A 17842-nucleotide genomic window follows, 5' to 3' on the forward strand; every position below is an offset into this window, starting at 1 on the left:
CACCTCACCGCGGCCGAGGTCCTCTGGGCGGTCCGCCACGAAGGTGCCCTCGACGTCGACGTCGCCGGTCTCAGTCCTCGACGGTGATGGCCAGGGCCGGGCAGACCGCGGCGGCGTGGTGGACGTCGTCGGCGAGCTCGGGGCCGGGGGAGTCGGTGAGCAGAACCGCGATGCCGTCCTCGTCGCGCTGGTCGAAGACGTCCTCGGCGGCCATGACGCACTGGCCGGAGGCGACGCACCTGTCCTGGTCGATGGTGACCTTCATGAGCGGGTTTTCCGTTTCGTGGTGGGGTTTTCGGGTTTACCAGGTGACGGGCAGCTCGTAGACGCCGTAGACGGCGCCGTTGTGCTTGAACGGGATCTCGTCGAGCCCGGGAACGGCCCGCAGCGTCGGGATCCGCTTGTACAGGGTGCTGTAGACGACCTGCAGCTCCATCCTGGCCAGCGGCTGGCCCAGGCACTGGTGGACGCCGAAGCCGAAGGCGACGTGCTTGCGGGCGTCGCGGCTGAGGTCGAGGCGGTCGGGGTCGTCGAAGACCTCCGGGTCCCGGTTGCCGATGTCGTTGGGCATGATGACGCCCTCGCCCGCGCGGATCAGCTGCCCGCCGACCTCGATGTCCTCCAGCGCGACCCGGCGCCGCCCGTTGTGCGTGATGTGCAGGTAGCGCAGCATCTCGTCGACCGCACCGGCCACGACCTCGGGGGCCTCGGTCTCGCGCAGCAGCGCCAGCTGCTCCGGGTGCTCCAGCAGCGCGAGGGTGCCCAGGGCGATCATGTTGGCGGTCGTCTCGTGCCCGGCGATGAGCAGCAGCACGCCCATCTGCGCGACGTCCGAGCGCTCCAGCTCCCCGGCCTCGACCCGTTCGCACAGCCCGGAAAGCAGGTCGTCGCCGGGGTTTTCGAGCTTGCGGCCGACGAGGTCGTCCAGGTAGCCGGTGAGGCTGCTCATCGCCGCGGCGCGCTGCTCGGGCGTGGCGTCCCGGCGGATGACGACCTTGCTGTTGTCCTGGAAGAAGTCGTGGTCGGAGTAGGGGACGCCGAGCAGTTCGCAGATCACCAGCGATGGCACCGGAAGCGCGAACGCCTCGACGAGGTCCACCGGTTTCGGTCCGGCGAGCAGCGCGTCGATCTGGTCGTCGACGATCTTCTGCACCGCGGGACGCATCGCTTCGATGCGCTTGACCGTGAACGGCGCGGTCACCATCCGGCGCTGCCGCGCGTGCTCCGGGTCGTCCATCAGGATGAAGCTGATCTTCGAACCGCCGGGCTGAGCGGGCATGCCGCGCGGGTAGCCGGGCCGGTCGGCGTCGGAGCTGATGCGCGGGTCGGCGAGCACCGCGCGCTGGTCGGCGTACCGGGTCACCAGCCACGGTGTGGTGCCGTCGGCGAGCCGCACCCGGTGGATCGGGGTCTCCTCCTGCAGGGCCTTGAGCCGCGGCGGCGGGTCGAAGGGGCAACCCGACGCGCGGGTCATCGGATATTCGGGGATCTCCGCCTCGTCGGCCGGGTGCAGCGTGTTGGTCATGCCGACCTTCCTCGTGATCGTGGTCGTGCTGACCCGAAACTAGGGGGCGAACTGGATTAAGTCAACTGACTGAATTAGGCTATCCCGGACAACACCGGACAGTTCGAACGAGAGGTTCCCCGAGCATGCGAGCGATTCCCGGCAAAGCGGAGAAATCCGCTGCTCCAGGGGAAGATCGATCGAACCTCGTGGTCCTGGTGCTGGCCTTCGCCGGCATCTCGGTCGCGATGACCCAGACCACGGTGATCCCGCTGGTGCCGATGCTGCCCGGCCTGCTGCACGCCTCCGCGTCCGACACCGCATGGGCGGTCACCGCGACCCTGCTCGCCGGTGCCGTGGCCACCCCGGTCGTCGGACGTCTCGGCGACATGCACGGCAAGCGGCGGATGCTGCTGATCAGCCTGACGATGCTCATCATCGGTTCGGTCATCTGCGGGATGAGCGGTTCGCTGCCGATGATCGTGATCGGCCGCGTCATGCAAGGCCTGTCCGCCGGCGTGATCGCGCTGGGCATCAGCATCATGCGCGACGAGCTGCCCGCCGACCGGCTCGGCTCGGCGACCTCGCTGATGAGCGCCTCGCTGGGCGTCGGCGGTGCGCTGGGCCTGCCGGCGGCCGCGTTCCTCGCCGAGCGCACCGATTGGCGCGTGCTGTTCTGGACCTCGGCCGCGCTCGGCGCGCTGGCAACGGTGCTCGTGGTGACATTCGTGCCCGAGTCGCCGGTGCGCTCGGGCGGGCGCTTCGACCCGCTCGGCGCGCTCGGGCTCTCGGCCGGGCTGATCTGCCTGCTGCTGGTCGTGTCCAAGGGCGCGAGCTGGGGCTGGGGGAGCGCGACCACGCTCGGGCTCGCCTCGGCGGGCGTCGTGGTGTTCGGCGTGTGGGGCTGGTGGGAGCTGCGAGTCGCCGCACCGCTGGTGGACCTGCGCACCATCACCCGCCGCCAGGTGCTGCTGACCAACATCGCCTCGGCGGTCTTCGGCTTCGCCATGTTCGCGATGTCGCTGGTGCTCCCGCAGGTCCTGCAACTGCCCACCGGCACCGGCTACGGCCTGGGGCAGACCATGCTCGCCGTCGGCATCGTGATGGCGCCCTCCGGCCTGGTGATGATGGCGATGTCGCCGGTCTCGGCGCGCACCTCGAAGGCCCGCGGGCCGAAGGTGACGCTGATGATCGGTGCCGTGGTCGTCGCCGCCGGATACGGGCTGGGCGTGGTGTTCCTGTCGCAGCTGTGGCAGCTGATCGTCGTCTCCAGCATCATCGGCGCCGGGATCGGCCTGGCCTACGGAGCGATGCCCGCGCTGATCATGGGTGCCGTGCCGGTGTCGGAGACCGCAGCCGCCAACAGCCTCAACACGCTGATGCGCTCCATCGGGACCTCGGTGTCCAGTGCGGTGGCCGGAGCCGTTCTGGCGCAGATGACCACCGACTTCGGGCCGATCACCGTGCCGTCGCAGGCGGGCTTCCAGGTGATCATGGGCATCGGCTGCCTCGCCGCCCTGGCGGCGCTGAGCATCGCGGCGTTCCTGCCCGGCAAGGACCGGCCCGTCGAGGCCGTTCTGGTCACCGCGCGTGCGGCGCGCTGAATTCGGTTGCGGGCGGTGGTTGAATCCTTCGGGGAACGCGGTGCGTCCGGCCGCGTCGAGAGTTGTGAGGAATGCGTGATGAGCGAGGCTGCGCCGCCGGTCCCCTTCGATCCGGAGCTGGAGGTCTTCCTGAAGGCCATGCCGGACACCGGGATGGGCTTCAAGTTGGAGGACGTTCCGAAGCTGCGGGAGATGTCGCGGCAGTTCACCACCGATGAGCAGCTCCAGGCCGACGGGTTCACCGTCGAGCACCGCGCCGTTCCCGGGCCGCAGGGTGCTCCCGAGGTGCCGTTGGTGATCGTGCGCCCGGCGGAGGCGACCGGTCCGCTGCCGGTCGTCTACTCGATCCACGGCGGCGGCATGATCATGGGAGATCACCGGCAGGCCCTCGACGTCATGGCCACCGAGTGGGGCCGCGAGCTGGGCTGCGCGATCGTGTCGGTGGACTACCGGGTGGCGCCGGAGAACCCGCACCCCGCGCCGGTGCAGGACTGCTACGCCGGGCTGAGCTGGATCGCCGAGCACGGCGCGGAGCACGGCTTCGACACCGAGCGGATCGTCATGACCGGCGGTAGCGCGGGCGGCGGACTGGCCGCCGGAGTGGCGCTGATGAGCCGGGACCTCGACGGGCCGAAGAGCATCGGACTGCTGCTGCAGGCCCCGATGCTCGACGACCGCAACGACACCCCGTCGGCGCACCAGATGCGCGGGCTGGGCATCTGGGACCAGCAGGCCAACGAGGTGGGCTGGACCGCGCTGCTCGGCGATTCCCGCGGCGGGGACGACGTCTCGCCCTACGCGGCTCCCGCACGCGCCGAGGACCTGTCCGGGCTGCCGCCGGTGTTCATCGACGTCGGATCCGCGGAGACCTTCCGCGATGAGGACGTCGCCTTCGCCACCCGCATCTGGCAGGCCGGCGGGGTGGCCGAATTGCACGTCTGGCCAGGTGGTTTCCACGGATTCCGGATGTTCCCCGGTGCGCAGCTGAGCAAGTCCGCCGCCGAGGCCCGGACCGCGTGGCTGCGGCGCATCGTCAACGGCTGAGCCGGGACGGGCAGTTCTGGTCCGAACTGACCGGACACATCGGACATCGATCATGGACGGTTCGGACCACAACCGCCCACGGGCTCATACCGCGGCCGAACGCCAGCCAGGGCGGTAGCTCTCCCGGACGACCTTCGAGTAGGGCGCCGGGCTGACGACGGCGCGGACCGAGAACTGCTCGTGGGGTTGCACGGTGGCCTTGCGCGTGCCGCCGTCCGGCTCGCCCCACACCACCCGCACCTCCGCGCCCAGCGGAACGTCCGGTGCGACCGTGGCCAGGGACAGCCCCGTGCGTTCGTTGGCGCTGAGCCCGGTGAACAGCGACAGGCCCACCGCGTTGCCGTCGGCGTCCAGGACCGCGTCGAAGTTGGACGAACCGTAGTTGGCGTTGGGCAGGTCGAAGAACTGGTACCGCGGCCCGTCGGGCTGCGCCGGGTTCGCCAGCAGCTCGCCCAGGTCCTGGGCGTTCCAGGCCAGCGTCACCTTGCGCCGCTGGGTGGCCGGATCGATGCGTTCCAACGCGTCCCGGCCCACGAAGTCGTGGTCGAACTTCACGAACGAGCCGTATCCCAGCTCCCACGGGTTGAGGTAGTAGTCCTCGATGTCGTCGGAGACGAAGCTGCCCGCCAGCGCGTTGGTGGCCTCGTAGCTGTCGGCGCCGAGCCATTCGCGGTAGTCGCGCAGCTCCTCACCGGTGTAGATCGCGGGCAGCGGTGAGGGGATCCAGCCCGACTCCAGGGTGTTGCACGCGTACGCGCGGGACCCGGTCTGCTCGATGCCGAACTCCCGACCGGCTTCCAGGATCGCGTCGCGCACCCGGTCCCGGCTCTCGTAGGGTCCCCAGAGCTCCAGGCCCGGCGCACCCGCCATGCCGTGGCGCAACGTGCGGACCTGCTCGCCGGCGACGTTCATCGTCCCCATGCGGAAGAACCGCAGCTGCTCGACGGGCCCGCCGTTGACCTTCTCGATGATCTTCCACGCGTTCGGGCCCTGGATCTGGTAGCGCCACACGTCCCGCCGCACGGGGTTGCCGTAGGGCCGCGACGGTGAGCGCTGGTCCAGCCGGACGTCGACGGCATAACCCGAGCGACCCCGGTAGATCAGGTAGTTGGCGACCGGGGCGCGGCCCACGAAGACGAACGCCTCCTCGGCCAGCCGGAACAGGATGCCGTCGCCGATGACCCCGCCCTGCGGGGAGACCGGGACGTACTGCTTGGCGGAATCGACCGGGAAGTTCGCGGTGGAGTTGATCCCGTTGTCGGAGAACAACTTCAGCGCATCCGGACCCGACACCCACAGGTTCACCATGTGGTGCGTCTGGTCGAACAGCACCGCCGTCTGGCGCCAGGCGATGACCTCGCGCCGCCAGTTGCTGAACTCCGCCGGGACCACCGGGTAGATGTAGGCCCCGAGCTGTGAGTTCCGGAGCAGATCGACCGCGTTACCGGCCTGGTCCAGCACTTCCTGCAGGTTCTTCGCGCTCATCGTCCACCCGTCCCTCGCGTGATCCTGGTCCGGCTCACGCTACGCAGCGGCAAACGCGTTGCGACACAGCGCAATTGCGGCTGCGAACCGGGCTGAACCGGGCACCCCGGGTGCGTCGGATGACGTACTCGCCGTTGTCCCGGGCGGGATCTCAGGTGCCGGGGCGGACATTTGTCGCGCCCGAAACGGCATCCGCGCCCGGCGATCGACGCCTCGGGTTCGGCTGTACTGGGTGCTCGCGCGTCGCGAGAACGCCCGCACCCCACGTGCCTTCACAGGGAGCCCGCCATGACCACTCAGCAGGAGATCGCCGGCCCCCGGTCCGGTCTCGCCGCACTGGTGCGCAACATCAGCTACGAGGTGATGCCGTTCAAGAGCACCGAGCAGGCCGTCGTGGAATCCGTGCCGAGCTCGGTGCCGCTGACCGTCACCGCGACCGAGGCCAAGGGCATCGACGCCACCCTCGGCCTCGCCGAACGACTGCTGGCGCGCGGCTACCGAGTCGCCCCGCACCTGCCCGCGCGGCAGTTCGTCGACCGCGGGCACGTCTCCGACGTGCTGGACCGGTTGACCGCGGCCGGCGCCGACTCCGCCTTCGTCATCGGCGGCGACGCGCCGCGACCGGCGGGGAAGTTCCCCGACGCGCACTCGTTGTTGGAGGTCATGGCTGAGATCGGCCACCCGTTCTCCGAGGTCGGCATCGGCGGCTACCCGGAAGGGCACGGCAGCATCCCGCGACCGGTGATCGACGAAGCGCTGCGGCGGAAGACGCCGCTGGCCACCCGGGTCATCACCCAGATCTGCTTCGACGCCGCCACCACCCGCGACTGGGCGAGCGAGGTCGACCTGCCGGTCGCGGTGGGCATGCCGGGGCCGGTGAGCAGGCAGAAGCTGGTGCGCATCTCGGCGGGGATCGGACTCGGTCGGTCGGCGCGCTTCCTGCAGAAGCAGCAGGGGCTGCTGTGGCGGCTCCTGCTGCCCGGCCGCTACGACCCGACCCGCCTGGCCAGGCGGCTGGGCGCGGTGGCGCCCGGGACGAAACTGCGCGGGCTGCACATCTTCACCTTCAACGAGCTGGCCGGAACCGAGCGGTGGCGGCGACGCCTGCTCGACTCGCTCGCGGAGGGGGAAGCGCGCTGATGGACGGCGGTTTCGACTACGGCAGGCTGATCGTGCGCGGTGCCGACCGTCCGGGCATCGTGGCCAGCGTCTCCGGCGCGCTCACCGAGCACGGCGCCAACATCCTCGCCCTCGACCAGTCCTCCAGCGATCCCGAAGGCGGGAGGTTCTTCCAGCGCACCGTGTTCCAGCTGCCCGAGCTGGCGTCGCGGATCGACGAGCTCAACGCGTCGCTGGAGACCCGGCTCGGCGAGGAGCTGGGCCTGGACTTCCGGCTGGTGCAGGTGCGGCGGCGCAAGCGCGTCGGGCTCTTCGTGTCCCGAGCCGACCACTGCCTGCTCGACCTGCTGTGGCGGCAGCGTCGCGGCGAGATCGACATGACCGTCCCGATGGTGCTGTCCAACCACCCCGACCTGGGTGATGACGTTCGGCGGTTCGGCATCCCGTTCTTCCACGTGCCGGTCCCGCGCGAGGCCAAGGCGGCGGCGGAGAAGGAGCAGCTGAACCTGCTCGAGGGCAACGTGGACCTGCTCGTGCTGGCCCGCTACATGCAGGTCCTCTCGGGGGACTTCCTGGCCGAGCTGGGGACGCCGGTGATCAACATCCACCACTCGTTCCTGCCGGCGTTCACCGGCGCCAATCCGCACCAGCGGGCCAAGGAGAGAGGGGTGAAGCTCATCGGCGCCACCGCCCACTACGTCACCGAGCAGCTCGACGAAGGACCGATCATCGAGCAGGACGTCATCAGGGTCTCCCACCGCGACTCGGCGCAGGACCTCCGCCGCAAGGGCGCCGACGTCGAACGCCAAGTCCTCTCCCGCGCGGTCGCCTGGCACTGCGACGACCGAGTCCTCCAAGACGGCGCCACGACGGTCGTCTTCTAGCTGACCGCCCCGCTCGCCGGGCGAGGGGATTCGAATTTCGCGCGAAATTCGAGGAACCCGCGTCAGGATGGGCGCTGCGGAGCGTGCTGGCCCTCGTGCGTCGTCACGCTGCCGGGCGAAGGATTCGAACTTCGCGCGAAATTCGACCTGGAACTTCGGATGTCGAATTTCGCGCGAAATTCGAACGGCCCTCCGTTCAGTCGCCCGCTCGGGCGGTGGCCGCGGAGATGGGCTCGCCGCGGGGCGGGATGGCGTCGGCCTCGGCGGGATCGACCGCGGTGACCGAGCCGTCCGCCGTGGCCTCGGCGATGGCGTGCATGGAGGCCAGCGCCGAGGTGATCTGGAACTGCTCGTGCTCCGGACCCATGTCGCTGAGCTCGATGAGCACGCTGCCGCTGCCCAGCAGGCCGTAGGCGTTGCGGGCGATCCCCTGGTAATCGCCGCCCGGGTACTGGGAGACGTTGGCACCACCGGCGTCCATCGCCGACCGCGCGATCACCGAGACCTGCTTGGCCAGGGTCAGCGGTTCTTCGGCGACGCCCGGAGTCGTCGGCCACATCAACGACGCGGTGATCTCACGTCCGTCGCCGCCGACGTAGCGGCCCTGCATGTGGTAGTCGACCGTGATGTGCGGCTTGAAGTCGTCGTGGTGCCGTTGAATCAGACCCGCCTCGGTCGCCGGGTTGTCCTCCGGTGCCACCGCGGGGTCGTGGTAGCGGTTGATGTCGTATCCCTTGCCCGCTTCGCCGAACTCCGGGTCGGCGTCCGGGTCGTAGTTGTAGCGCCAGTTGTGCTCGTGGCCGTCGGGATTGGCGCGCACCACCACGTCCACGGTCACCTGCTCGCGCAACCAGCGCTGGTGCTGATCGTTGCCGACGCCGACCTCGCGCAGGAATTCCAGGGCCGCAGGCGTTCCCAGCGGTTCGTCGCCGTGCTGCTGCGTGACGTAGAGGATGCGTTGCGGACCGTGCCCGACCCGCGCGCTCCACACCGGCCGCTGCTGGTTGCTGGCGCCGATCGGTGTCACCCGGACCTCGCCGTGGCTGCGGACCTGCAGGTCGAGCAGCTGCCGGGCCAGCTCTTCGGTGCTCGGCCGCGGGTCGATCTCGCGCGCCGCGCCCGCAGGAGCGACGAGCCCGAGCGCTGTCACCACGGCGATCAACGCCGACAACAGGGCAAGACGTATGGAATTCGACATGACGATGAAGTCTGCAAGCCCGGACCGGCACCCGCAAGATCCGCCTACAGGTCGCGTCGCATGCAGGCCCTCGGCCACGCGTCCAGTCCGGCCACCGCCTCGGCGGCCCGGATCTCCCGCAGACCCGGGGTGAGCTCGTCGTCGGTCAGGTACCGGAACCCGCAGCGCAGGTAGTAGGGCCCGTTCCAGGGGACCTCGATGAAGGTGGTCAGCGTCAGCGCGGGCAGACCTCGATCCCGCGCCCACGCGGCGAGGGTCTCGATGAGCCTGGAACCGATCCGCCGACCGGCGTGATCCGGACGCACGGAGACCTGCTCGACGTGCGCGCACCCGTCGACGACCGCGGCGATCAGGTACGCCACCGGAACGTCCTCGACGACCGCGACCCACGCCCGCCCGGCCTCCTGGAACTCCCGCAGCACCGCCGGCGACGGAGGTTCGTCGTAGGCCACCAGGTCCATCCCGAGGTCGGCGAACGGTCCGCCCGCGTCCCGCTCCACCTCCCGCAGGATCGGAAGGTCGTCCTCCCTGGCCAACCGGATCATCACAACACCTCCCGCACCAGCTTCGCAGCTCCCGCACCCGGGCTACCTGATTTCCGCGGAAATCAGGGCCGACGTCGTGTGCCGTGCCGTGCTCACCGAATCCGGCTCGCTGGTCGGTGTCGGCGCGGGGTGCCTCGTGGTGGCGGCCCTGCTCGGGATCAGGCGCGCCCGGTGAGGAACTCGTCCAGCTCTCCGCGCTGCGGTGCGGTGGCCGGGCCTCGGTGCTGGACCGACAGGGCGGCCGCCGCGTTGGCGCGCAGCGCGGCCGTGGGCAGGTCCGCGCCTTCGAGGAGCATCGCGGCGAGGACACCGCAGTGGGTGTCCCCGGCTCCGTTGGTGTCCACCGCCGTGACAGGGAAGCCCGGGATGCGTTGCGTCGCGCCGCCGACGGTGAGCAGGCAGCCCGACGGGCCGTCGCGCACGACCACCGCGGCCGAACCGCTCAGCCGACCGGCCAACTTCCCGGCCGCGCCTTCGGCCTCGGTCACGCCAGCGAGGACGCGGGCCTCATCGGCGTTGCAGCTGAGCACGTCCACGCTCGGCAGGACCGCGTCGAGCACCTCGGCGGGGATGTCGGCGACCAGCGGGCACGGATCGAGCAGCACCCGCGAACGGATCCCCGGCAGCCAGGCCAGCAGCGCTTCCCGGTTGGAGGGGTGCAGCAGGCTGTAGCCGCTGAGGTAGACGATGTCGGCCGCTTCGGTGCGCACCTGCGCCAGCTGCTCCGGCAGCAGCCGGCCCTCCGCGCCGACGCCGGTGACGAACGTGCGCTCACCGCCGGGTTCCACCAGCGCCACGCAGATCCCGTTGTCGGAGTCCGGCTGCTGCGGTTGGGCGGCCTCGATTCTCTCGGCGCGCAGCGCTTCTCGCGCCTGATCGGCGAAGCGCCCGGTGCCGTGCGCGCCCGCGTAGACCACCTCGGCGCCCGATCGAGCGGCGGCGGCCATCACGTTGAACCCGCCGCCCGGCAGCAGTTCGGTGCTCTCGGCGAGCACGTCACCGCCCGTCGGCGGCAGCGACGGCACCCGCATGACCAGGTCCAGCACGACCTGGCCGGTGTGCACGAGACGACCGGACATGAGGACGACCTCCCTACTGCACTGATGCTTTTCGGGCGCCGCCCAGCAGCGCGTAGGCACCGGCGGAGATCACGAAAGTGATCACCCAGCCCAGCCCGTTCTCGCCCAGCCAGGTCTCGGCGAGCAGACCGGTGAAGAAGTCGTTGCTGCTGAACAGGTATCCGACCACGATGGCCAGCGCCCACGCGAAGAACGCGCGCGGCTCGACCCCGCCCCGGTACCAGTAGGAGCTGGTGCTGCGCATGTCCATCAGCCCGGCCGGGTCGTAGGTCTTGCGGTGCAGCATGTCGGTCAGGAACACGCCCAGCCACGCGGTGATCGGGATGGCCAGCAGGCTGATGAAGGTGACGAACGGGTCGTAGAAGCTGTCGGCCACGAGCATGAAGTAGATCGAGCCGAGGAAGGTCACGACCACGTCCACGGCGACCGCATAGACCCGCTTGATGTTGATGCCCATGGTCAGCGTCGACAACCCCGCCGAGTACACCGACAGGTGGTTGGACAGCAGCAGTCCGCCGACCGCGGCGATCAGGTAGGGAACGGCCATCCAGGCGGGCAGCATCGCGCGGATCGCCGCCACCGGGTCGCCGGCCTCGGCCAGCGCCGGATCACCCGCCGAGAGCAGGGAACCCAGCGAGATCAGCAGGATCAGCGGGATACCGGCGCCCACGGCGGCCGAGGCGACCAGCGAACCGGCCCTGACGGCGGGGGACTGATACCGCGACATGTCCGCCGAGGCGTTCGCCCAGCCGATGCCGGTACCGGCGGCGATCGTGCCGATGCCCGCGATGACCACGCCGATCGGGGCGGGGGAGGCCGCGCCGACCGCGTGCCAGTCGATGGTGGCGATCAGGCTGATCGCCACCACGATGTTCAGCGCGCCGAAAACCCAGGTGGCCCAACGCTGCACGGCCACCAGGACCTTGTGGCCGAGGCCGGAGACCACCATCGTCAGCAGCTCGAAGACCGCGATGCAGATGATCGTCAGCACCGGCGTCGCCTTGGCATCGCCGGCGGTGCCGAACAGGATCGCGCACAGCGACAGCAGCGCGAACGCGGCCGTGGTGGTGTTGACGGTTTCCCAACCCAGGCGGGAGATCAGCGACACCACGGTCGGACCGGCGTTGCCGTGCACGCCGAAGACAGCGCGGGAGAGCGTCAAACCCGGTGCGCCGCCGCGGCGTCCGGCGATCGAGACCACGCCGACGATCGCGAACGAGCCGACCGAACCGATCACCGCGACGATCGCCGCCTGCCAGAAGGCCAGGCCTTCGGCGACGAGCGTCGCGCCCAGGGGTAAGCCCAGGATCGAGATGTTGGCGGCGAACCAGACCCAGAACAGCTGCATCGGATGGCCGGTGCGCTCCTCCTCCGGTACCGGCTCGATCCCGCGCGTCTCCAGGGCGCTTTCCGAGTTCTCGGTCGTGGCCTCGCGGACCATGCGATCTCCTTCGGCTACCGGAGTTCTTGTGATTGTGCGAGTTCGGTTTGCTCAGCGGTGCGGGTGGCGGAACCCGCACGGCGTTGCGGCTGTCCTCACCGGAGAACCGCTGAGAACGCGGTTCGGTCCCACATCTGAGAACAGCGGCTACCGCCGCACGCTGAACTGACTCCTCAGTTCGAGCAGACCGTCCACGGCCGGTTCCAGGTCGAGGGCGTTGACCTCGCGCACCTTGGTGAGCAGATCCACGGGGAAACCGGAAAGCCCGTGCTGCGCACCGAGGATCGCGCCGAGCACGGCGGCGATCGTGTCGGTGTCACCGCCGAGGCCCGCGGCCGTGGTCAGCGCCTCGACCGGTGTGTCGCCCAGCGCCTCGGCGAGGGCGAAGGCGGCGACCATCGACTCCTGGACGGCGACGGACGTTCCGATGACCTTGGAAACGGCGTAGGACAGAGTGGTTCGGTCCATGCCCCGAACCCAGCGACGAGCCCACCGGATTCGGCAGGCGATGTCGCCACCCGCGCACCACCAGCCCTTGCGGGCACCGAGCGCGGCGGCGTGTTCGCCCTGATCGAGCGCGGTGGACAGGTCTGCGCCGTCGATGCCCGCCGACACGGCGGCGGCCACGGCGGAAGCGCCTGCGATGCCGACGTTGGTGTTGTGCGTGAGCTTGCTGGCCGCCGCGACCGCCTCCACCAGCCCGCCGAGCTCAGGGGGAGTGGCGATGGCGACCGGGGTGATGCGCATGGCCGCGCCGTTGGTGGTGCCGCCGCGACCGGCCTCCTCCGGGTCGGTGCCGGATTCGAGCAGCTTCAGCGCGCGCTTGGTGGACGGCCCGAGCAGGTCGGCCAGTCCTCGCGCGACCATCCCGGCTTCCCAGTCCAGCAGCGCCTTTCCGAAGACCATCGGGTCGATCGTGCCGGAGCCGCCGATGAGCAGGTCGGCGACCAGCACGGCCTGCTCGGTGTCGTCGGTGATGGTGCCCGCGGGCAGGTTCGGTGAGATCGGCTGCTCGGCGACGGCGTCGCGCAGCGATCGGATGAAGCCGTAGTGGGTGACGATGTCCTCGCGGGACATCGATTGCGTCGGCATGCCCAGGGCATCGCCGATCGCCAGTCCGTAGAAAGCGCCGAGCGCGCGGTCGCGTGTGCTCATGGGCGGCCAAACGTCAGGTGGAACTGGAATCGGTTCGGGTCGAGCAGGCTGGTGACCTGCTCGACGAGCTGGCCGTCGGCGGTGACGTTGGTGCGCACCGCCTGCAGGAACAGCTCGCCCTCGGGGCGTTCGAGCAGCGCGGCCATCCGGGCGGACAGCGCGTGGGTGCCGATGCGCTGGTCGCCGGCACCGGCGACCAGCCCGGCCGAGAGCAGGGTGGTTGTTATGGAGCCTTCGAGCAGCCCCTTCTCGGGCAGCTCGCGCAGTTCTCCGACCGCCGGGATCAGGGACGTCTCCACCGACACCGGCCCGACGGCCCGGTCCCGGCGCAGGCGGCGTATGGCGATGAACTCGTCGACTCCGAAGCGCTCGGTGAGCTCGGCGTCGGTGGTGAGCTCGATGCCCAGCAGTTCGGTGCTGATGTCGAACCCGGAGTCGGCGAGCGCGGTGGCCCACCCGACCGTCTGGTCGAGCGTGACTCCGTCGAAGGTGACGAAGGAGCCGACGCCGCTGCGGGTGGCGATGAGCTCCTGGCGTTGCAACTCGGACAGGGCGCTGCGCACGGTACCGCGGCTGACCTGGTACTTCTCCGCGATCTGGTTCTCGCCCGGCAACTGCTCGCCGCGCGCGAGCCGCCCTGAGCGGATCTGCTCGGTGAGCTCGGCGATCAACCGGTCACGTTTCCCGAAGGGAACCTGTCCAGTCCTGTTCATTCCTGTACAGTAAGGCTACTGCCCGGTAGGCACAACATATGCCACGCTGACGGAGTAGTGGTCCCGTTTCGGGAAGCCCGTTGCGCGAGTTCGGGATCAGCCGTCGGATCGGGGGCACCAGCCCCCCTTGGTGGAGCCGTAGCGCCAGCGCGTGTCGGGCGGCAGGTGCTCGCCGTGCAGCACCCAGCCGTCCTCCTGCCGCGACCAGTGCAGGATCTGCTCCTCCCACGGGCGGCACATCAACTGCCTGCGCTCCTCGGCCTCGCGGCACACCTCCCAGGTGTGCACCGCGCCCTTCCACAGGCGGCCAAGCCTCGACACATCTGCAGATGGTGCGACCGCCCACCGACATGCGAAAGGGCCACGCCGGAGGATCTGGCCTCATCGGCGTGGCCCGTTCGAGCGATTCGCTACAGCGTCTCGACCGTGTTCGGGTACAGCTCCTCGATGGCCTCGACGTGGTTGTCGGCCACGGCCTTCCGCTTGATCTTCAGGCTCGGGGTGACCTCGTTGTGCTCGATGGTCAGCTCGCGCGGCAGGATCGCGAACTTCTTGATCGTCTCGTGCCGGTTCAGCGTCGCGTTGAGGTCCTCGACCGCGGCGGCCACCATCTCGTGAGCCTTGGGATGCGCGGCCAGCTCCTCGTAGGACAGCTCGCCGAGGTCGTTGGCCTGCGCCCACTCGACGATCGACTCTTCGTCGAGGGTCACCAGCGCGGCGCAGTAGGGCCGCTTGTCGCCGAAGACCACCACGTTGCTGACGTAGGGGCACAGCGCCTTGAACTTGCCCTCCACCGACTGCGGCGCCACGTACTTGCCGCCGGAGGTCTTGATCAGGTCCTTCTTGCGGTCGGTGATGCGCAGCCGGCCCTGCTCGTCGAGCTCGCCGATGTCACCGGTGTGGAACCAGCCCTCGCCCGTGAGCACCTCGGCGGTCGCCTCCGGCATGTTGTGGTAACCGAGCATCACACCGCCACCGCGCAGCAGCACCTCGCCGTCCTCGGCGATGCGGACCTCGGTGCCGGGCAGCGGCTGGCCCACCGTGCCGATGCGGAAGTCGTTGGTGCGGTTGACGAAACTGGCCGCGGTGGTCTCGGTCAGCCCGTAGCCCTCGGCGATCAGCACGCCCGCGGCGTGGAAGAAGCGCGCGATGTCCGGTGCCAGCGCGGCGCTGCCCGAGATGAAGAACCGCAGCCTGCCGCCGAACTTCTCGCGCAGCTTGGAGAACACGAGCTTGTCGGCGACCGCGTACTGGACCTTCAGCCCCAGGCCGGGCTGCTGCCCGCTCTGCTGGAGCCGGGAGATCTCCAGGCCCACGGCGCAGGCCCAGCGGAAGATCTTGTACTTGAGCTCGCCGCCCTCCTTGGCCTGCACGACGACCTTGTTGTAGATCTTCTCGAAGATCCGCGGCGCACCGGCCACGAACGTCGGACGCACCTCGCCGAGGTTGTCCACGATCTTGTCGATCCGGCCGTCCACCGCGGTCAGGTATCCGGTGCGGATCTGGCCGACCTGCAGGACCTTGCCGAACACGTGCGACAGCGGCAGCCACAGGTACTGCACGTCCTCGGCGGTCATCTCGCCGGTGGCGTGCATCGCCTCGGCGACGTAGACCCAGTTCGACTGGGCGAGCCGCACGCCCTTGGGGTTGCCGGTGGTGCCGGAGGTGTAGATGAGCGTCGCCAGGTCGTCGATGCCGACCGCCTCGACGAGCTGGTCGAACAGCTCCGGCTCGGCCTCGTGCTCGGCGCGGCCCTGGGCCTCCAGGTCGGCCAGGCTCAGCACCCAGTCGCCGTCGGCGGTGCCGTCGAAGGTGATGACGCGGGTCAGCTCGGGCAGGTTCTCCCGCTGCTCGCGCAGCTTGGCGATCTGCTCGTCGTCCTCGGCGAAGACGATCGTCGAACCGGAATCGGAGATGATGTAGGCGCAGCCCTCGGCCGTGGTCGTGGGGTAGATCGTCGTGGTGGCGCCACCGGCGCACATCACGCCCATGTCGGCGAGGATCCAGTCGATCCGCGTGCCGGCCAGGATCCCGCACCGCTGCTGCGACCCCAGGCCGATCGCGTGCAGCCCCAGCGCGATCGCTCGCGCCCTTTCCCAGGTCTGCGACCAGGTCAGCGAGCGCCACTGCTCGTCTTCCGGGTAGCGGAACGCCTCGTTGTCGCCCGACCGCTGGACGCGGTCGCGCAGCATGTCGGGAACCGAGCGGAATTCTGAGGAGATCGCGGCAGGCATGGGCGGGAACGTAATCGAGGTCACGCACCCGCGCAATGAGGATCGGACAAATCGGGAGAGGTCGTTCCGATCTGTTACCGACGAGTTGCCTTGCGGGGCGAACTCGCAGGTCGGTGCCTCCCGGGTGGTCTCCGACCGCACCGGAGGCGGACCCGGGTTCGGCGGGCCCGCCAGGTGCGGATCGGGTCGGTGGATCATGGACTGGCCCCCGCGTTCCCGGCGAGGAGGACGAGGGCGAGAACCGACAGCACGGTGAACACGGCCGCGGGCGGGCCGAGCACCGACCGGGCGATGGTCGCCAGTCCGGACATCGCCCGGGCCAGCACCACCGCCGCCGCGAACAACGCGACCAGGATGCCGAACAGCATTCCTTGCAGGACGGACGAAACGGTGTCAGGGGTGACGACCTGTGGGTCGTTTGCCGCCAGCACCTCCGGGAGTATCGTGAACATGCGAGCTCCCTTCACGGGTGTTTCCCGTTGTGAGGGTGATCGTGAGTGCGCGCAGCGCCCCCGGTCGTGGCCAAACGATTTCCGGGGGCGTTCGCATGTCCGGCCGACGATCCGCCGGCCGCGCCTCTGATGGTGATCCGAGACGCCCAGCGCCTCTGCCGCGGTGAAATTTCACTTCTCCGTTGAAGTTCTTCGCCGCCAGGTGAAACGCTCCGCCTTCAGTATGCGATCACCTCAACAGACCGTCAATGTCTTTGCTGGGCAACGACTTGCCGTTATGCACCCGAGGTGTCAGTATCTGCTGGTCTTCAGTGGTTCAGTGAAGTTTGGTGAAATTATCCGAACGGAGTGAAGGAGACGGCGCGATGGCCCGTCCCGGGAACCAGGGCGGAACCGGACGGCTCGGCTCGCGGCTGCGCGAGCTGCGCGAATCCCGCGGTATGACGCAACTTCGGCTGGGGCGGTCCCTCGGCGTCGCGGTGTCGAGCATTTCCTCCTGGGAGAGCGGCGCGAAACTACCTCCGCTCACCCGATTGGCCGATTACGCGACGTTCTTCGCCGCCGATGCCACCACCGGCGGGGTCCCGCCGGAGAACCAGCTCACCGGCGAGCAGCGCGAAGAGCGCCTGCGGCTCAAGCAGGAGCTCGACCGGCTGCGGACGACGCTGGACGAGGTGCGCGGTCCCGCGGAAGCCGAAGCGGGCCAGGACTTCTGGCACTTCCCCGACGGGGGGCCGGTCCTCATCGTCACCGGCGGGCTCAGCGAGAAGCACTGGTCGCCGCTGGGCACTCCCAGCGAGCCGAACTTCCTGTCGCTGGCCCGCTGCGCGGACCTCGACGCCGCGGTGGAGCTGTTCGGGACGGTGCGCGCGGCCAACCCGCGTTCCGAGGTGGAGATCCGGCTCGAGAACCTCGGCGACGACGACCTGCGCGCCCACCTGGTGTTCCTGGGCAGCGGCGCGGCCAACCCGTGGGTGGAGTGGCTGACCGCCGAGTGGCCGGTCCGGCAGGTCCCCGACGAGGACGTCCCCGACGGTTCGGTGTTCGAAATCGACGGCGAGCACAGGCTCAAACCCGGCTTCCGAGGCGATCAGCTCGTCGAGGACGTCGGAATGCTCGCCCGGATCCCGAACCCGAACAACATTCGCCGCACGCTGACCTTCTGCAGCGGCGTGTTCACCAGGGGAGGGTTCGGCGCGGTGCGCTGCCTGACCGATCCGCAGGCCAAGGACCGCAACCTCGCCTACCTCCACGACGAGGTCGAGGACCTCGACCGCTTCGGGGTGCTGATGCGGGTTCCGGTGATGCGGCACGTGACCGGCACACCCGACCTGCAGAACCCGGCGAACCGGCTCTACGAGTGGCGACCGAAGACCTGATCACGA

The 17842-nt window shown here is 69.6% G+C and carries 17 protein-coding genes; 5 read left to right on the top strand and 12 right to left on the bottom strand.

All coding sequences use genetic code 11. The features are described 5' to 3' along the window. Window positions 1-70: 70 nt before the first annotated feature. Window positions 71-265, bottom strand: coding sequence for a ferredoxin (locus tag AB0J91_RS30935; RefSeq protein ID WP_363876027.1), 195 nt, complete (start codon window positions 263-265; stop codon window positions 71-73). Between the two features lie 36 nt (window positions 266-301). Further along, window positions 302-1525 carry a cytochrome P450 gene (locus AB0J91_RS30940; protein ID WP_363876030.1) on the bottom strand — a complete coding sequence of 408 codons (1224 nt, stop codon included), beginning with the start codon at window positions 1523-1525 and terminating at the stop codon, window positions 302-304. 125 nt (window positions 1526-1650) lie between these two features. Between AB0J91_RS30940 and AB0J91_RS30945 the strand changes: the two genes are divergently transcribed. Both AB0J91_RS30945 and AB0J91_RS30950 read left to right on the top strand, forming a co-directional pair. Continuing rightward, window positions 1651-3108 (top strand): MFS transporter, encoded by a 1458-nt coding sequence (locus AB0J91_RS30945; RefSeq protein ID WP_363876033.1) that lies wholly within the window; start codon window positions 1651-1653, stop codon window positions 3106-3108. A 78-nt stretch (window positions 3109-3186) separates the two neighbouring features. Then, entirely contained in the window at window positions 3187-4152 is a 966-nt protein-coding gene (locus AB0J91_RS30950; RefSeq protein WP_363876035.1) for an alpha/beta hydrolase, read from the top strand. A gap of 84 nt (window positions 4153-4236) precedes the next feature. On the opposite strand, the gene AB0J91_RS30955 is transcribed toward AB0J91_RS30950, so the two are convergent. Beyond that, on the bottom strand, window positions 4237-5637 hold the full coding sequence (locus AB0J91_RS30955; RefSeq protein ID WP_363876038.1) for an aminomethyl transferase family protein: 1401 nt from the start codon (window positions 5635-5637) through the stop codon (window positions 4237-4239). A 288-nt stretch (window positions 5638-5925) separates the two neighbouring features. On the opposite strand from AB0J91_RS30955, the gene AB0J91_RS30960 reads away from it, so the two are divergent. Beyond that, window positions 5926-6777, top strand: coding sequence for a 5,10-methylenetetrahydrofolate reductase (locus AB0J91_RS30960; protein WP_363876041.1), 852 nt, complete (start codon window positions 5926-5928; stop codon window positions 6775-6777). Beyond that, window positions 6777-7640: a formyltetrahydrofolate deformylase gene (purU, locus tag AB0J91_RS30965; protein WP_363876044.1), complete on the top strand. Its 864-nt coding sequence runs from the start codon at window positions 6777-6779 to the stop codon at window positions 7638-7640. The genes AB0J91_RS30960 and purU overlap by 1 nt, the downstream gene beginning before the upstream one ends. A gap of 196 nt (window positions 7641-7836) precedes the next feature. Here purU and AB0J91_RS30970 read toward each other — a convergent pair whose 3' ends face one another. From AB0J91_RS30970 to AB0J91_RS31010, 9 genes are all read right to left on the bottom strand, one after another. Beyond that, window positions 7837-8838, bottom strand: coding sequence for a M14 family zinc carboxypeptidase (locus tag AB0J91_RS30970; protein WP_363876047.1), 1002 nt, complete (start codon window positions 8836-8838; stop codon window positions 7837-7839). 44 nt (window positions 8839-8882) lie between these two features. Then, on the bottom strand, window positions 8883-9383 hold the full coding sequence (locus AB0J91_RS30975; protein WP_363876050.1) for a GNAT family N-acetyltransferase: 501 nt from the start codon (window positions 9381-9383) through the stop codon (window positions 8883-8885). A gap of 158 nt (window positions 9384-9541) precedes the next feature. After that, the gene (locus tag AB0J91_RS30980; RefSeq protein ID WP_363876052.1) at window positions 9542-10462 is read right to left on the bottom strand and encodes a PfkB family carbohydrate kinase; all 921 of its coding nucleotides are present in this window, start codon (window positions 10460-10462) and stop codon (window positions 9542-9544) included. 13 nt (window positions 10463-10475) lie between these two features. Then, window positions 10476-11903, bottom strand: coding sequence for a cytosine permease (locus AB0J91_RS30985; RefSeq protein ID WP_363876055.1), 1428 nt, complete (start codon window positions 11901-11903; stop codon window positions 10476-10478). 147 nt (window positions 11904-12050) lie between these two features. Further along, window positions 12051-13058 (bottom strand): ADP-ribosylglycohydrolase family protein, encoded by a 1008-nt coding sequence (locus AB0J91_RS30990; protein WP_363876058.1) that lies wholly within the window; start codon window positions 13056-13058, stop codon window positions 12051-12053. Beyond that, complete coding sequence (locus AB0J91_RS30995) at window positions 13055-13771, bottom strand: GntR family transcriptional regulator (protein WP_363876061.1); 717 nt, start codon at window positions 13769-13771, stop codon at window positions 13055-13057. The genes AB0J91_RS30990 and AB0J91_RS30995 overlap by 4 nt, the downstream gene beginning before the upstream one ends. 96 nt (window positions 13772-13867) lie before the next feature. Beyond that, the gene (locus tag AB0J91_RS31000; RefSeq protein WP_363876064.1) at window positions 13868-14092 is read right to left on the bottom strand and encodes a hypothetical protein; all 225 of its coding nucleotides are present in this window, start codon (window positions 14090-14092) and stop codon (window positions 13868-13870) included. A gap of 89 nt (window positions 14093-14181) precedes the next feature. Continuing rightward, a complete protein-coding gene (locus tag AB0J91_RS31005; protein WP_363876067.1) occupies window positions 14182-16005 on the bottom strand; it encodes a long-chain fatty acid--CoA ligase in 1824 nt (607 codons plus the stop codon). A gap of 194 nt (window positions 16006-16199) precedes the next feature. Next, on the bottom strand, window positions 16200-16457 hold the full coding sequence (locus AB0J91_RS31010; protein ID WP_363792081.1) for a hypothetical protein: 258 nt from the start codon (window positions 16455-16457) through the stop codon (window positions 16200-16202). A gap of 365 nt (window positions 16458-16822) precedes the next feature. Here AB0J91_RS31010 and AB0J91_RS31015 point away from each other — a divergent pair, with 365 nt between their 5' ends. Next, the gene (locus AB0J91_RS31015; RefSeq protein ID WP_363876069.1) at window positions 16823-17836 is read left to right on the top strand and encodes a helix-turn-helix transcriptional regulator; all 1014 of its coding nucleotides are present in this window, start codon (window positions 16823-16825) and stop codon (window positions 17834-17836) included. Window positions 17837-17842: the final 6 nt, after the last annotated feature.

This window comes from Saccharopolyspora sp. NPDC049357, assembly GCF_040677225.1.
Classification (GTDB): domain Bacteria; phylum Actinomycetota; class Actinomycetes; order Mycobacteriales; family Pseudonocardiaceae; genus Saccharopolyspora.

Bases quoted from the DNA above. Each gene is read 5' to 3' on its own strand.
- AB0J91_RS30935 (WP_363876027.1), bottom strand. From the start codon at position 265: ATGAAGGTCACCATCGACCAGGACAGGTGCGTCGCCTCCGGCCAGTGC.
- AB0J91_RS30940 (WP_363876030.1), bottom strand. From the start codon at position 1,525: ATGACCAACACGCTGCACCCGGCCGACGAGGCGGAGATCCCCGAATAT.
- AB0J91_RS30945 (WP_363876033.1), top strand. From the start codon at position 1,651: ATGCGAGCGATTCCCGGCAAAGCGGAGAAATCCGCTGCTCCAGGGGAA.
- AB0J91_RS30950 (WP_363876035.1), top strand. From the start codon at position 3,187: ATGAGCGAGGCTGCGCCGCCGGTCCCCTTCGATCCGGAGCTGGAGGTC.
- AB0J91_RS30955 (WP_363876038.1), bottom strand. From the start codon at position 5,637: ATGAGCGCGAAGAACCTGCAGGAAGTGCTGGACCAGGCCGGTAACGCG.
- AB0J91_RS30960 (WP_363876041.1), top strand. From the start codon at position 5,926: ATGACCACTCAGCAGGAGATCGCCGGCCCCCGGTCCGGTCTCGCCGCA.
- purU (WP_363876044.1), top strand. From the start codon at position 6,777: ATGGACGGCGGTTTCGACTACGGCAGGCTGATCGTGCGCGGTGCCGAC.
- AB0J91_RS30970 (WP_363876047.1), bottom strand. From the start codon at position 8,838: ATGTCGAATTCCATACGTCTTGCCCTGTTGTCGGCGTTGATCGCCGTG.
- AB0J91_RS30975 (WP_363876050.1), bottom strand. From the start codon at position 9,383: ATGATCCGGTTGGCCAGGGAGGACGACCTTCCGATCCTGCGGGAGGTG.
- AB0J91_RS30980 (WP_363876052.1), bottom strand. From the start codon at position 10,462: ATGTCCGGTCGTCTCGTGCACACCGGCCAGGTCGTGCTGGACCTGGTC.
- AB0J91_RS30985 (WP_363876055.1), bottom strand. From the start codon at position 11,903: ATGGTCCGCGAGGCCACGACCGAGAACTCGGAAAGCGCCCTGGAGACG.
- AB0J91_RS30990 (WP_363876058.1), bottom strand. From the start codon at position 13,058: ATGAGCACACGCGACCGCGCGCTCGGCGCTTTCTACGGACTGGCGATC.
- AB0J91_RS30995 (WP_363876061.1), bottom strand. From the start codon at position 13,771: ATGAACAGGACTGGACAGGTTCCCTTCGGGAAACGTGACCGGTTGATC.
- AB0J91_RS31005 (WP_363876067.1), bottom strand. From the start codon at position 16,005: ATGCCTGCCGCGATCTCCTCAGAATTCCGCTCGGTTCCCGACATGCTG.
- AB0J91_RS31010 (WP_363792081.1), bottom strand. From the start codon at position 16,457: ATGTTCACGATACTCCCGGAGGTGCTGGCGGCAAACGACCCACAGGTC.
- AB0J91_RS31015 (WP_363876069.1), top strand. From the start codon at position 16,823: ATGGCCCGTCCCGGGAACCAGGGCGGAACCGGACGGCTCGGCTCGCGG.